Consider the following 13,435-nt stretch of genomic DNA (forward strand, 5'->3'; position numbering starts at 1 on the left):
GGCAATGGCACTCCCCTATCATCTCGAAACTGTAACGGCCCGTGGCCTGACGTTTGGCGTAGGGCACTGGCCGGGCGCCGGTCCCAAGGTATTTTGCCTGCACGGGCTGACGGCCAGCCACATCAGCTGGCTGAGCATCGCGGAAATGCTACAGGCCGAGGGGTACGACGTGTGGGGCATGGACCTGCGTGGCCGTGGCCGCAGCGACAAGCCCGAGGGTCCCTATGGCACCGAAGTACATGCCGACGATGCCGCTGCGGTAATAGACGCGCTGGAGCTGGGTCGGGTCCTGCTGTTGGGGCATTCGCTAGGGGCAGTGATAGCGATACGGCTGGCGGCGAAATACCCTGAAAAGGTGCAGAAAGTGGTGCTAGCCGATGGCGGCGGGGTGATTCGGTTCAGCCAGAGCGCAAAAGCCATACAGGCGATACGGCCTGCACTGGCCCGGCTGGATGTGGTGTTTCCGTCGGCTGAAGCGTACCTGAACCAGATGAAGCAGAACGTGGGTGGCCCGCAGAACTGGAACGAGGTGCTGGACCGGTATTACCGCTACGAAATGGAAGAACTGCCCGGCGGGCGTGTGCGCTGCTGTGTACCCAAGCGGGTGATAGAAGCAGAGTTTCAGGCGCAGGGCGGGTCCATCAATCCGTGGCGGGCGCTGTGGCGGCTGGCAGCAAAAAGCCGCTATGTGAAAGCGCGGCTGGCGTTTACCCGCCGCATGCCGTATGCCGATGTACAGGCGCCAGTGCTGATACTACAGGCCGGGCGGCACAATGTGCAACCGGGCGACGACATACTGCCCAACGAACTGGTGCGAGAGATGCAAGCAATGTTGCCGCAGTCGGAGGCCTTCAGGGTAGAGGGGGTGAACCACTACGGCGTGATACTGGCCCCCCACCCAGCGCGCGACACGCGCATCAAGGTGTTTCTGGCGGAGTGACCGTCAGGCGGCCCTCGAGCTGGGCTAGGCGGAAATTGAGGTCGAACTTGCCGCAGCGGTCGCAGCCGTGCACATAGTGGCCGTCGTGGAGCTGTTGGCGCAAGTGCTGCCAGGCGTCGTCGAACCACCAGTCGCTGAAGGGCTTTTCGCGGAGCGAACCTACCACGAGTTCGGGCGCGCTGTTACAGCAAAAGGCGACAGAGGCATCGGCCCGTACGCGGGCATAGAAATAGCCTGCATAGCAGCCTACGGCATCAATGGGGAAGGAAAAGCGGTCGGCGCCCTGGAGTTGCAGGGCAAAAGCGGCGAGGTTGGTGGGGACGCCCAGACTGGCGGCCTGCTGCTGAAGGGCTGGCAACTGCTGTTGCAAGGCAAGATGCTGGGCCGGGGTGACAGAAACCTGCTCGGTGCCCGGCGCGATGCTCATGAGTTTGAACTGAATGGAGGCCTTCCAGGCGCTGGCCTTCTGGATGAGCTGCGGGAGGAGATGGGCGTTGGTCTGGCAGACGACGCAGACGAGTTTGAGCTCGCTGGGTGTTTGGCTGAGGCGGGTAAGCAGCTGCTCGAGCTGATGGAAGTCGGCAGGTTTGCGGTTGGGATGAAACGCGAGGTAGCTGGCTTCGTCGGCGGCGGAGTAGTTGACCTGCAGTGTCTCGATGCCGAGGTCGAGGAAGGCTCCGGGGTCGCGGACGAGGGTGAGGTTGCTGATGAGCGTGACCTTGATGCCGCGCAGGTGCATGGCCCGCACCATCATGTCGAAATGGGGATAGACGAGGGGGTCGCCGCCGCCAGTGAGGATGAAGCGCCGCACGCGAAGGTCGGCGGCATCTTCGATGAGGCGCAGGACGATGTCGGGGTCTATCTGCTGGCGCTTCCACTGGATACCCGGCTGTGCCGCCAACAGGGGCGAGTAGCTCCAGCAGGTGATGCAGTTGAGGTTGCAGGCGTTTGTGAGCACGAGGCCGATACTCTCGGGGCCGACGGCAGGCTGCGACTGGTTGCGGTGGGCCTCGAGCCGTGAATTGCGGTCAGCGGTGGCGTTAGTCTTCTTCATCGGCGGGAACATCTACCGGGAAGAGACGTGTGTGCAGCTGCGAAAGCAGCACGCGGGCAGCCTCGCGGGCATGGTTTACAGGCACATAGTTGCGGGCACCCAGCGCCAGACTGTCGCGCAGGGAGGCATCGGAGAGGAGGCGCGCTACTTCCTGAGCCAGCTGCTGTGGGGCAGGTTGGCCGTCGGGTGCAGGTGGCACACACAGGGCAGCCCCGACAGCGGCTGCGCGGGCCGCACGGGCCAGCTGGTCGTCGTAGCCACGGGGCTGGGGCAGAAACAGTGTGGGTACGCCGTAGTGCAGCAGTTCGTGGAAGGAGTTGTAGCCCGCTGCGGAAATAGCCATGTCTACAGCAGGCAGCAGGCTGCTGGCCGGGAAGTCCTGAATGGCCTGACACCAGGCTGGGGGCGCCGTGCGGGCCAGTGGCCCCTGGGCAAACAGCACTTTGAGGCCAGGACGCTGGGCCAGCAGCGGTTGCAGGCTTTGCAACAGCGTAGCAATGGCGGGATCGCCACCGCCACCGAGGGTGAGCAGCAGGAGGTGGTCTGTGGGGGCGATGCCGAGACGAGCGCGGATGGCCTCGCGAGAGTCGGCGGGGGTATCATCCTGAAAAAAGAGCGGGCCGCTCCAGTACAGGGGCACGTCGAAGCCAACGGGCATGGGAATGAGCTCGCTGTCGCGGTAGTGGGGAGTGACTACTAGGTCGTAGAAACGCTGGGCCTGCACGGTACCCTGATCGTAGGCATCGGGCTTTCGGGCGCGGTGCACATACACCTTGAAGGCGTTGCCGAAGCGCAGGATATTGAGCAGATCGTGGAGCGAGCCGGTGACGAGGGTGTCTACCACCAGCATGTGGGGCTGCCACTGGTCATAGAGCGGGTTGACCAAGGCACTGTATAGCCGGCCCAATCGTCGATATGTAAGCAGTGTTCCGCCGGCAGCAGTCTTGCTGGGTAGGTGCACGTACGGTATTCCGTAGCGTGTGAGGAGGTTGTCGGCATCAGAGGTGGTGAGAAACAGGGGCTCCAGCTGTGGGCATTCGGCCCTGAGGGCCTGACACAGCGCCAACAGGCGCGTGAGATGGCCCAGCCCTACCCCATTCACTGCATAAAAGAGCACCCGCGGCCGCACCTGTCCCCAGCTGAAAGACGAAGGATCAGCTGCGTTCGGGAGCATACTCACTGTCGCGGTAAGAGCGGTCGCCCGTCATGCTGTCGACGATGATGAGGGTATCGCCCCCATCGTCATAGTCGCCAGTGCGGGCAGTGTCTTTGGGCTCGGTAGCAGGTTCAAAGCCAGTTTCCTGGGCCACAGGCCCCAGCACTTCTACCACAGCCTGGGGGATGGCGTCAGCTGGCGGGGGTATGTAGAACTCTGAAGAACCGACGAAAACTTCAGCGCATTTCTGCAGGTCTACGAAACGGGGTTCGCCATAGTACTGCAACTGCAGGGCGCGGTTGCGTTCGGCACTGCCGATGGGATCGAAGTAGTCGGGGTCGTTGCTCCAGTGGGTCCAGCGCTCTGCCACCTGATGCATGCGAACCTTGAGTTTAGCGCCCTGCTGGGCTTTTCGCAGCATCTGGGGAGTGGCCCACACGAGGCGCTCGTAGCCCCCGGGATGGCGCAGTTGTATCACGGCTGGGGGTTTGGCGTCGACATCGGCAGCAATGCCCTCGAAGAAGCAGAGCGGGCTGTGACGCTGAAAGCCCCAAAGCAGACTGCGATCTGAACCATAATGGCTATCGTCGAAAAAGCCCGACGCATCGGCCTTGAGCTTGAGGCCCAAGCCATAGAGATGCTCAGGCCGCTGGTTGGTATCCCCAGCAGACACCGCACTGACGGCACGTACCCAGAGTTCACGAAGCTGATCGGCAGACTGTGGGCCATGCGTTTTCCTCAGCTGATCCCAGAGGCTGTTGTCGGAACTGATGTCGCGGCAATGGCGCAGGTACTGCTCTTTGGTCTTGACCGTAAAAAACTGAATGCCGAAGGTATACAGCAGAAACCCCGCGATCAGACCAACCGGAATGGCCCCAAGGGTCGTCCAGATGAGATCGAAGGTAGAAGGCGCTTCAGGCAGTGCCTCGGCGTAGGTTTCGGCAGCATCCGGCACGCCCTCTGCCGCCTGATCAGCCGCCATGTTTACGTCCCGCACATCGGCCCAGGAGAGACCGCACTCTGAGAGCTTTTCCTCAAACTTGGAGAGCGACGAGGCCCCCCCTGTGGCGGGGTCAGCAGCGAAAGCCTGGCGGTAAAACCCGGCAGCACGGGTACAGTCTTTCAGCTTGGCAGCGGTGAGGCCCGCCTTGTAGGCCACAACCGCCGTTTTGTAGCCCCGGTAGCGGGCAAGCAGTTCCTCGTACTGGGTAAGCGCCGACGCATAGCTTTTGGCTGAATACTGGCTGTTGGCTGCGGAGAGCAGCTTCTCGGCGGCGGCTTTTTCGGCTTCAGTGAGCGGGGGCGCATCAACGGCACTGACCGCTGCTTCAGGCTTTACCGATGTGTTGTCGCCAGCAGCGCGCAGATCGGAGAGGGCGAGGCCGCTCTCGCGGATTTTGCCTGTGAATTTGGCCAGCGACGAAGCGCCGCCGGTAGCAGGGTCGGCCTGATAGGCTATGGTGTAGAACTCACGTGCCTTGGAGTGGTTCTTCTGTTTGGCGGCAGCCAGGCCAGCCTTGTAGGCTACCACTGCACGCTTGTAGTTGGGATACTGTGCAAGCAGGGCCTGATACTTCTCCTGCGCGGTGGAATAGGCTTTGGCCTCGTAGGCAGTGTTACCCGCTGTGAGGAGCTGTTCAGCTGCGGTTCTGTCGGCAGTAGAGAGGTCCTGGGCCTGAACAGTAAGCGCCATTAGCGGGAGGGCCAACCAAACGACTGCTCGCAGGAACTTCCCGGGGTTCTGTCGGATGCGGTCGAGGCGTTTGAGGAAATTGGTGATTTCCAGAAGTGGGGCAGCCGAGGTGAGTTGCCTGGCCTTCAGGTGGTTGAACTCGGCAATGAGCCTGGCGCGACGCTTGACGGCAACTTCTGCGTTGCCCTTTTTGGCGGCCTTCTTCCAGAAATCTTCGTTGGTGAGAAAGCGCCGCTGACCTTCGAGCGCAGCATGCTGGCGATGGGCCTCGGTGTTGACAAACGGGCGTGGCCTCGCCGACCACCATAACATGGCAGACAACCCCACGGCAATGACAGCGGCAACAATCCAGAAGAGCATGAGGGCAGGTCAGTTATCGGTGAATACGGCAGTGGGGCTGAGCTCCAGCTTGCGGATTTTCTCTTTAAGGTCGCGAATAGCGATGGCATCAGGGCTTTTGGTGAGGCCTGAGTACTCGAGTTGCCAGGAGAGTCTCACGCGCTCAACAGCGGCAGCATCATGCTTGGCGCTGTAGGTGGCCCAGAGTTCGTCATTGAAGAGAACGTCGTGAATGGTTCGCAGCTCACTCTCGAGATACTGTCGTCGGCTGGCTTCGTCGAGTAAAGCCTGTGCTTTCCGCTTTCGATTTCGCACGACCAGGGCGATCAGCAAAACAGCCAGCAGCCCCAGCCCAGGGCCGCTCCAGACCCAGGGTGACAGTGGGGCTTCGGGTGGTTGCACGGTATCGAGTGCGGCGGTAAGGGCGCGGTAGTTGACGGTACCGGAGGCATCGCGCTTAAGGCGGGCTGCACTGGCAGCCGACAGCGCCTGCGACAGGCCCTCTACCTGTTCGGACAGTGCGAGTACGCCTTCGCGCTCTACCAGCACTATGGGTTTGGGGTTGCCTGTGAGAGGGGCTGCGAGTTTCTGCGCCAGCTGCTGAAGGTCTTCAGCCGAAGATGCGGGCACGATGGCGAGGAGCAGAACCCGGTCGAGATACGTGCCCGCCTTCTGCAGGTGTGCCTGCAACTGCTCGCGCTCGCCGGGAGCCAACTGGCCCGACAGATCTACCACGGTGACGCCATTGGCCAGCTGCACCACATATTCCTGCAGAAAGACGTCGCCTGCCACCGCGGGCACCACCTGCGCATCGGCCGGGGTGGCGGCAATGCCCGCGTCGGCTACCTGCGCCAGCCCAGCGCGGGTCAGCTTACACTCGGCCAGCTTCTCATCGAACTTGGCAGCCGAACTGGCGCCGCCAGCATTGGGGTCGGCAGTCAGGGCTCTCTTAAAGTAAACCGCCGCTTTATCACAGCCGCCCTGCTTACGGTAGCAGAGCGCCAGCATGTAGTTACCCTTGGCGGCGTAGGCAGGGTCCTGCACCGCCTGCTGAAACAGGGGCATTGCCTGGCTGTACTGGCCGGCGTCATAGGCGGCCTTGCCCTGCGTGTAAGCGGCTTTGCCCTGCCGGGCATAACCCGAAACAGCGACTACTAACCATACCAGCGCGAGCAGCAGCAGGCGAGCAGTACGGAGATACTGGACGGAAGAGGCATGTAACACCCCACAAGATAGGAAGTTAGCCTCAGGTGGTACGCAAGGGTATATCCTAACAAAGTGAAAAAACCAGGGCTGGTTAATCCCGGCTACCCGCGATGATAAGAGGAGGGCGCACTCAAAGGACAGCGTCCCAGTTGAGCGGAGTGCCCGCCTTTAGGGCGCGAGGCGCCTTGCGGCCCAGGAGACGGTCGTAATACTTGGGGGGCATGCCGTCGCCGGGGCGAATGACGCGGATGTTCTCAGCAGTGAACAGCTCGCCTTCCGCAATGTCCTTCGTAACGTATACTGAGCGCTTGAAAATGAGGCTTTTCTCCTCGGCTTTCTGAACGCCAAACTGCACGCGGCCCAGCGCCAGAAAGGCACGCTCGGTTTCAGTAACGAGAGCTGCCATTTCCTCAGGTTCAAGAGAGAACGCACTATCAACGCCACCGTCGGCACGACGGAGGGTGAAGTGCTTCTCGATAACACGGGCGCCCAGCGCTACAGCAGCTACTGCCGCGCCAATCCCCATCGTGTGATCAGAGAGGCCAACGGTAGTGCCGAACGCCTGTGCCAGCACCGGGATGGTGCGCAGGTTGGTGTTTTCGGGTGTAGCCGGATAGGTGCTGGTAGTTTTGAGAAGCACCAGATTCTGGCAGCCAGCTTCGCGCAGCACGCGGACAGCTTCGTCGATATCAGAAAGTGAAGAGACGCCGGTAGAAAGGATGACAGGCTTCCCCGTGGCGGCAATCCGTCGCAGCATGGGATGGTGCGTGTTCTCGAAAGAAGCCACCTTGTATGCTGGCACATCCAGACTCTCCAGGAAATCGACCGAGGTTTCATCGAAGGGGGAGCTGAACGCTACCATGCCGAGTTCCTTGGCGCGGTCGAAAATAGGCTTATGCCATTCCCAAGGGGTGTAGGCTTCCTGATACAGCTGATACAGATTTTTGCCTGCCCACAGGGAATTGGGGTCACTGATTTCGAACCACCCGCCACGGGCATTCATGGTAATGGTGTCGGCGGTGTAGGTTTGCAGCTTGAGGGCATGCACACCTGCCTTGGCGGCAGCCTCCACAATGGCCAGGGCGCGGTCCAGGCTCTGGTTATGGTTACCCGACATTTCGGCGATGATGAAGGGCCGGTGGTCTGGGCTGATGGTATGGTGACCTATGTTGAACATGGGCGAAGGCAGTTAGAGATTCAAAGTAGCGATGCGATTCCGGAATTCGGCCAGCGTGATGTCATAGCCATACTGGTCTAAAATAGGCCGATATGGCTCCAAATGTGCCCGCCGATGATAGGTAGGTGTGCCAACCTGAGGCTGAGGCACAATTTCGCCAGACTTGATTGCACGCCAGTTTTCCATGAAGAGCGCCTGAATTTCTTCCTGGAGCGCCTTATAGGAACTGGCCAGCGTCTCACGCTCCAAGTCGAATGCAACCTTGCGTTGCAGCAGAATCATGCCAGTGTCCAAGCCCTTGTCAACCAGATGAATGGAAACACCAGCTGGTGTACCCTCGATGACACTCCAGAGATTGGGGTCGGCACCACGGTTGTATGGCAGAAAAGAGGTGTGAAGGTTGATGACCCGTTGGGGATAGGCATTCAACACCCATTCGCGGATCATGTGCTTGTAGTTGTATGAGATGATCCAGTCTGGCTGAAGGCCTGCCAGAAACTCTTCAGACAAAGGCTCTCCCCATACGGTAACTACGGGTCCTTCGGTCTGCACGAGCCATTCGGCCAGCCGGAGGGAAGCATTGTTGTTTGTCAGGAACAGGATTCTCATACCACGCCAGACAGGGTTTTAGCGACTCTCAGAGCTCCCAAGCCGTCAAAAACAGCCTCGGCCTTACGGCTGAGTGCCGCACGCGCCGCCTGCGATTCCAGGCTATCGAGCGCCTGGGAGAGATGCTCGAACAATGCGGGGTCCTGCCACCAGCCCCCGTAAACAACTGCACCTTCAGCGGCCAAGCCGTTAGCTATGTGCAGTTGATTGTCAACGATACCGACTGCGATAGTGGGAACGCCCATTTTTGAAAGCTCCTGAAGTGTCTGCCCGGCGGCGGAAATTGCCACATCACTGGCTTCCATCAGCTGGCGGACTTCCTGGGCTGAAACACCCAGCCGCAGTTGGGTATGGGCATCCGCGACTTCGCGTACCGAGGCAGATTTACTGAAGCCCGGCCCGGCGATAACAATCTTCCGGGCGTTGGGGTATTTCCTGTTGAGCAACTGGAGCGTGCCCGGAATCAGGCCACGGGGATCGTCGCCACCGAAAGTAACGAGAATCTGCTCGATCTGGCCAGACGTTGGATGCTGGTAGGCTGGCTGAAACTCGGGTCTGAAGAGCGTGTAGTCCTTGCCCAGCAGATAGTTCAGCTTGTCGTTCTGGGGATACGGAAGTTTATCAGCTCCGGGGGCGCCATTGATGACTGCACCACGCCCATAGTCCATCCGGATGGTGTCGTCCAGAAAAGCAATAGTCTCTACCTGCTGTGCCAGCTTCCGGAGGCTGTCATCGCTGACGAGGTAGCTATCCACTACCACGACAGGCGTATCCACGACTTCGGAAAGGCCATTATCCGACAGCCAGTTGCGGTGCACGATAAAGGCTTCGCCATTCTGCTCTTTGACAGCGTCATCGCTGTTGAGCCAAATCTGACAGCTGACGCCAATTGATTCAAAGGCAGCCTGCAGCGAACGGCAGCGGGCCAAATGGCCCAATCCGGTTTTTGAGGTAGCCTCAGTAAGGATAACGGCCTTTTTCATTTGCATAACCAGCTACACACTGGATGAGGGGTATTTGGAAAGACTACACCGACAACCGCCAGGGAGTCTTGCCCGATTGCTTTCTGAAAGAATGATTCCCAAGAAAAACGGCAGCCCTAGCGGCCTTGACTTACGAAAGCCAGCACCGTATCGATTACGTACTGCTGCTGCTCGTCGGTAAGGGCTGGATACATGGGCAGAGACAGACAGCGGGCGTAGTATGCCTCCGCATGGGGCATGTCGCCAGGCTTCCAGCCAAACTGCCGATAATAGGGTTGCAGATGCACGGGGATGTAATGGACCTGAGCGAAAATGCCATGCGCCTTCAGGTGGTCGTACAGCCCTTTACGGTCTGCTACCTGAATGACATACAGGTGGTATGCGTGCTGCACCCCCTTTACAACCCTGGGGGCCGCGATGGCTGCGTTCCCGGCAAAAGCCGCCGTATAGCGATCGGCTATCTGCTGACGTCGGGCAAGCCCTTCGTCAGCGCGGTTCAGTTGAGACAGACCCAGCGCACACTGCAGATCGGTGATACGGTAGTTGTAGCCCAGCGTCTGCATCTCATAGTACCAGCCTCCGTGGTTTTCCTCCAGAAGGTTGGGGTCCTTGGTGATGCCATGGGTACGCAGCAGTTGCAGCTTATCGTAGAGGTCTTTCCGCGCGGTGGTGATCATTCCACCCTCGCCCGTAGCAATGTGCTTGACCGGGTGAAAGGAGAAAATGGCCAGGTCGGCGTACTTACCATCGCCAGCTCGGTGCGACTGACTGACAGCTCCAGGGGCGTGGCAGGCATCCTCAATAATCCAGAGGCCAAACTCATCGGCCAGCTCGCGCCACTGCTTAAGGTCCACGGGGTAGCCCGCGAAGTCAACCGGGATGAGGCCGTGGTAGTGCCCCTTGGGAGCGGCTTCCAGTTTCTTGCGCACTGCCTTGATGTCCAGGCAGAACGTTTCCGGGTCGATATCGGCGAAATCCACCTCGCCCCCGCAATACCGAACACAGTTGGCACTGGCCACAAAGGTATTGGGCGTAGTGATGACGCGTGTACCCGGCTTGATATCCAGCGCCAGGGCACAGAGGTGGAGTGCCGCTGTTCCATTGGCCAAAGCCACCGCATAGGGCGCACCTACATACTCGGCAAATGCCTTCTCAAAAGCAGCAACACGTGGCCCCTGCGTCATGAAGTCTGACTGAAGGGCTTCCGTAACTGCTTCGATATCGGCCTGGGTGATGGTTTGCCGTCCGTAGGGGATGGGAGTGGCAATACTGGATACCGTAGTCATGTTCTGGTTCGGAAAGAGACGGTAGTATGCTTAGACGAGGGGCTGGAAGCTGGGATCGACGTGGAGGCGAATCTGCTCGCGGAGCTGCTCTACGGACAGCCAGTCGGTGTTGGTGCCGCTATTGTACTTGAACCCAAACGGTACTTCTTTGCCTTTGAACTCGCGCATGAGTTCTTCCTTGGACCAGAGCGAGGTGGTGGGGCAAATGACGTAATGCTTGTCGAACTCGACAGTATTGAGAGAGTCAGTTTCGGTAATCATCTCCTCGTGGAGTTTTTCGCCGGGACGGATACCGACAACCCGCTGCTCAACATTGGGCGCAATGGCAGTGGCCATGTCGGTTACCTTGTAACTGGGCAGTTTGGGTACATAGAGCTCGCCACCCCAGGCGTTATGCAGGGCATGCATCACGAGGTCGACCCCTTCATCGAGTGAGATGTTGAAGCGGGTCATATCAGCATGGGTAATAGGAAGCACACCCTCTTTGCGCTGCTTCAGGAAGAAGGGCACTACAGAACCGCGTGAGCCGATAACGTTGCCATAGCGCACAACGGAAAAGCTCATTTCGCGGTGGCCCTTGATGTTGTTGGCCGCAGTAAACAGCTTATCGGAACAGAGTTTGGTGGCACCGTAGAGGTTGATAGGCGCAGCAGCCTTGTCGGTGGAGAGTGCTACCACACGTTTCACATTCTGTTCGATTGCCGCCTCGATGATGTTCTGGGCACCCAGCACGTTGGTCTTGATGCACTCGAAAGGGTTGTATTCGGCAGCAGGGACCTGCTTCAGGGCTGCCGCATGGACAACATAATCGACACCCTCGAGCGCCCGGTACACCCGCTGAGCATCGCGGACGTCGCCAATGAAATACCGAATCTGGGGGTATTGAGAGGGCGAGAACACCTGCTGCATCTCGAACTGCTTGAGTTCGTCGCGGCTGAAGACGATGATCCGACGTACTTCGGGATGCTTCTGAAGGATGGTACCGATGAATTTCTTGCCGAAGGAGCCAGTGCCACCGGTAACGAGAATCGACTTGTTATCGAACATGTTAGTTAGGTTATACGCGAAGACGGCGTAAAGGTAGAGAGATTTTTTGGGAGGGGGCCTGCGCGACGGCGAAGTTTACCCTGCGCCTGCACAGACAAGGTACTGAAACGGCCCTGCCCCCTACCCTGGTGGAAGCAACACGAGAGACTGAAGGCGGATAAACGCTGACAGTACGATCGTTTTGAGCACTTTGCAGCAACACCATCATTGGAACTGGTGCGAAAGCCGTCGGGGCTGGCATACTGTTTCTTGGGGTCGATGGTCATCCAGCGGGCGATACGGCCATCGTACATGCGCAGCTCAAAGCTGTTCCACCCCATTTCGGGGTCTTTCTCCTGCCCCGCAGGCCCCCGAGGGTGCAGTGGGAGAATATAAATCGGAACCCAATTTCAACTTATCAAAAGATGAACAAGGAAAGTTAAGAACCCCGCCTTCACTCTACTTGCGTGGGTAAACAGAAATAGTACAGGAGTCCCCATCCGAGGTACTCACTGTCAGATATGCCGAAAGAATCTCAATCGTAGAAGTTGTAGATCGCAGTTTCTTGAAATAAATATAATATATAATTCCTTTATTACTTAATAGTGTGCTTTGCATAAAGCTATCCGTAAGTATTATTGTTTCTGACTTAGTTTCAATTATATTATTCTCTTTATATTGTAGCTGAAGATTGCTAATCAATAACGAATCACGGGCACCCGAAAAAAGTAAACGATAGTTTATAAGCGAGAGAGAACACTGAATTGAATCAAACTTTGATTCAATTTTTGATAAAGAATCAATCATTACATTCTGATTGCTTACCCATCCGACGCATTGAGGTTCTATCACTACTTGCTCACACAAACGGTTGTTATTACTCGTATCAAACGAAGTGATACCAACAAGAAGGAGCAAAAATATTGGTGAAACAAGTCTTTTCATTTACCGAGTACTTTGAAGGTGAATATACTGGGATTAACAAACTGCAAGTGGAAATGGCTTCTATGCTCCATAAATCTTACATTCGTTTCTGTGTTTAGGCCTGGAACCCAATTAGTACCAGAAAAAGCCGGGCCATTGAAGTCAACATTTTCTGTTAAAATTTTGTAAGCACCAAACCAGCCATATTCCGAAAATATATCAATAACTGCTTGCGAATTTTCCATATCGATAGTAGCTGAGCCTACACGACCTCCAATGTACTGAATATCAATACAACCATACAAAAATTGGTTTTCATCTTTACCAATAGCTTTAAGCGCTACATTAGAATGCTTCCCATCATTAGTATTAAACTGATTGATAAAAACAGTAAGTCCAAGGCGCCGATTTATTTCCCTAGTTGCGCCAAAGAACGCTGCGGCACTTCTAGGATCTAAGTAGTTCTTAGATAGTGCTTGGACTTGTTGATAGCCGGGCATTGATCTTGGCATCTCAATGAACCCATTAGGTTGTTTACAGAAGAAATCACCAATCCTCTCTAAAAACCCATCAGAATTTCTAAATAGGAAGATATCGTAGTCATGATCAGTCTTAAGTACTTCAACGCCTCCCTTTTCGTCAATAATGTAGATATCAGTGTCGCTACCCCCATCGGGATCTATCCTCAAGATAGGATTATTTCCCATGGCCAGATACGGGCTGGCGTACTGTTTCTTGGGGTCAATGGTCATCCAGCGGGCGGTGCGGCCATCGTACATGCGCAGCTCAAAGTTGTTCCAGCCTGTTTCGGGGTGCTCATTTAGTCTAGGCTACTCAGCAAATCCCTGTGAATCTATCATGCCCGCATCAAAACAGCAAGTTGAGCCCTATCATTTATTACGAGATATTCTGTTTTGATATATGTTACAGAAACTATCAGCTGAAAAAAAAGCAGTATCACCATTTTGTTTATAAATCATAAATAAAAATGATGAGTCCTTTTTCTCTACAGAATCAAGAGGATTAAAATGCAAATATCCAT

At 56.9% G+C, this 13,435-nt stretch carries 10 protein-coding genes and 1 pseudogene; 1 reads left to right on the forward strand and 10 read right to left on the reverse strand.

Going from position 1 to position 13,435, the window contains the following annotated elements:
• Positions 1-4 precede the first annotated feature (4 nt).
• Complete coding sequence (locus AC2D8O_RS00415; protein ID WP_484676801.1) at positions 5-940, forward strand: alpha/beta fold hydrolase; 936 nt, start codon at positions 5-7, stop codon at positions 938-940.
• Here the strand turns inward: AC2D8O_RS00415 and AC2D8O_RS00420 are convergent.
• From AC2D8O_RS00420 to AC2D8O_RS00465, 10 genes and pseudogenes are all read right to left on the reverse strand, one after another.
• Entirely contained in the window at positions 918-1,994 is a 1,077-nt protein-coding gene (locus AC2D8O_RS00420) for a radical SAM/SPASM domain-containing protein (RefSeq protein WP_484676802.1), read from the reverse strand. The two genes, AC2D8O_RS00415 and AC2D8O_RS00420, sit on opposite strands and share 23 nt — an antisense overlap.
• Positions 1,981-3,168, reverse strand: a complete 1,188-nt coding sequence (locus AC2D8O_RS00425; RefSeq protein WP_484676803.1) for a glycosyltransferase — start codon at positions 3,166-3,168, stop codon at positions 1,981-1,983. The genes AC2D8O_RS00420 and AC2D8O_RS00425 overlap by 14 nt, the downstream gene beginning before the upstream one ends.
• The gene (locus tag AC2D8O_RS00430; RefSeq protein WP_484676804.1) at positions 3,149-5,203 is read right to left on the reverse strand and encodes a tetratricopeptide repeat protein; all 2,055 of its coding nucleotides are present in this window, start codon (positions 5,201-5,203) and stop codon (positions 3,149-3,151) included. Before AC2D8O_RS00430 ends, AC2D8O_RS00425 begins: the two co-directional genes overlap by 20 nt.
• Before the next feature lie 9 nt (positions 5,204-5,212).
• Positions 5,213-6,406, reverse strand: coding sequence for a hypothetical protein (locus tag AC2D8O_RS00435; protein WP_484676805.1), 1,194 nt, complete (start codon positions 6,404-6,406; stop codon positions 5,213-5,215).
• 112 nt (positions 6,407-6,518) lie between these two features.
• Positions 6,519-7,565, reverse strand: a complete 1,047-nt coding sequence (pseI, locus tag AC2D8O_RS00440; RefSeq protein WP_484676806.1) for a pseudaminic acid synthase — start codon at positions 7,563-7,565, stop codon at positions 6,519-6,521.
• 12 nt (positions 7,566-7,577) lie between these two features.
• Positions 7,578-8,174, reverse strand: a complete 597-nt coding sequence (locus tag AC2D8O_RS00445) for a formyltransferase family protein (protein WP_484676807.1) — start codon at positions 8,172-8,174, stop codon at positions 7,578-7,580.
• Positions 8,171-9,157: a PseG/SpsG family protein gene (locus AC2D8O_RS00450; protein ID WP_484676808.1), complete on the reverse strand. Its 987-nt coding sequence runs from the start codon at positions 9,155-9,157 to the stop codon at positions 8,171-8,173. Before AC2D8O_RS00450 ends, AC2D8O_RS00445 begins: the two co-directional genes overlap by 4 nt.
• A 116-nt stretch (positions 9,158-9,273) precedes the next feature.
• Positions 9,274-10,443: a UDP-4-amino-4,6-dideoxy-N-acetyl-beta-L-altrosamine transaminase gene (pseC, locus tag AC2D8O_RS00455; protein WP_484676809.1), complete on the reverse strand. Its 1,170-nt coding sequence runs from the start codon at positions 10,441-10,443 to the stop codon at positions 9,274-9,276.
• 30 nt (positions 10,444-10,473) lie between these two features.
• A complete protein-coding gene (pseB, locus tag AC2D8O_RS00460) occupies positions 10,474-11,490 on the reverse strand; it encodes a UDP-N-acetylglucosamine 4,6-dehydratase (inverting) (protein ID WP_484676810.1) in 1,017 nt (338 codons plus the stop codon).
• A 920-nt stretch (positions 11,491-12,410) separates the two neighbouring features.
• A pseudogene (locus tag AC2D8O_RS00465) lies at positions 12,411-13,196 on the reverse strand (hypothetical protein); the annotation flags it as partial.
• Between the last annotated feature and the right edge of the window lie 239 nt (positions 13,197-13,435).

The sequence above is a fragment of the Pontibacter sp. T17 genome (assembly GCF_057219875.1).

What these genes read in the sequence shown, in the direction of transcription:
- AC2D8O_RS00430 (WP_484676804.1), bottom strand. Translation starts at nt 5,203, where the DNA reads ATGCTCTTCTGGATTGTTGCCGCTGTCATTGCCGTGGGGTTGTCTGCC.
- pseC (WP_484676809.1), bottom strand. Translation starts at nt 10,443, where the DNA reads ATGACTACGGTATCCAGTATTGCCACTCCCATCCCCTACGGACGGCAA.
- pseI (WP_484676806.1), bottom strand. Translation starts at nt 7,565, where the DNA reads ATGTTCAACATAGGTCACCATACCATCAGCCCAGACCACCGGCCCTTC.
- AC2D8O_RS00425 (WP_484676803.1), bottom strand. Translation starts at nt 3,168, where the DNA reads ATGCTCCCGAACGCAGCTGATCCTTCGTCTTTCAGCTGGGGACAGGTG.
- AC2D8O_RS00445 (WP_484676807.1), bottom strand. Translation starts at nt 8,174, where the DNA reads ATGAGAATCCTGTTCCTGACAAACAACAATGCTTCCCTCCGGCTGGCC.
- AC2D8O_RS00420 (WP_484676802.1), bottom strand. Translation starts at nt 1,994, where the DNA reads ATGAAGAAGACTAACGCCACCGCTGACCGCAATTCACGGCTCGAGGCC.
- AC2D8O_RS00415 (WP_484676801.1), top strand. Translation starts at nt 5, where the DNA reads ATGGCACTCCCCTATCATCTCGAAACTGTAACGGCCCGTGGCCTGACG.
- AC2D8O_RS00450 (WP_484676808.1), bottom strand. Translation starts at nt 9,157, where the DNA reads ATGAAAAAGGCCGTTATCCTTACTGAGGCTACCTCAAAAACCGGATTG.
- pseB (WP_484676810.1), bottom strand. Translation starts at nt 11,490, where the DNA reads ATGTTCGATAACAAGTCGATTCTCGTTACCGGTGGCACTGGCTCCTTC.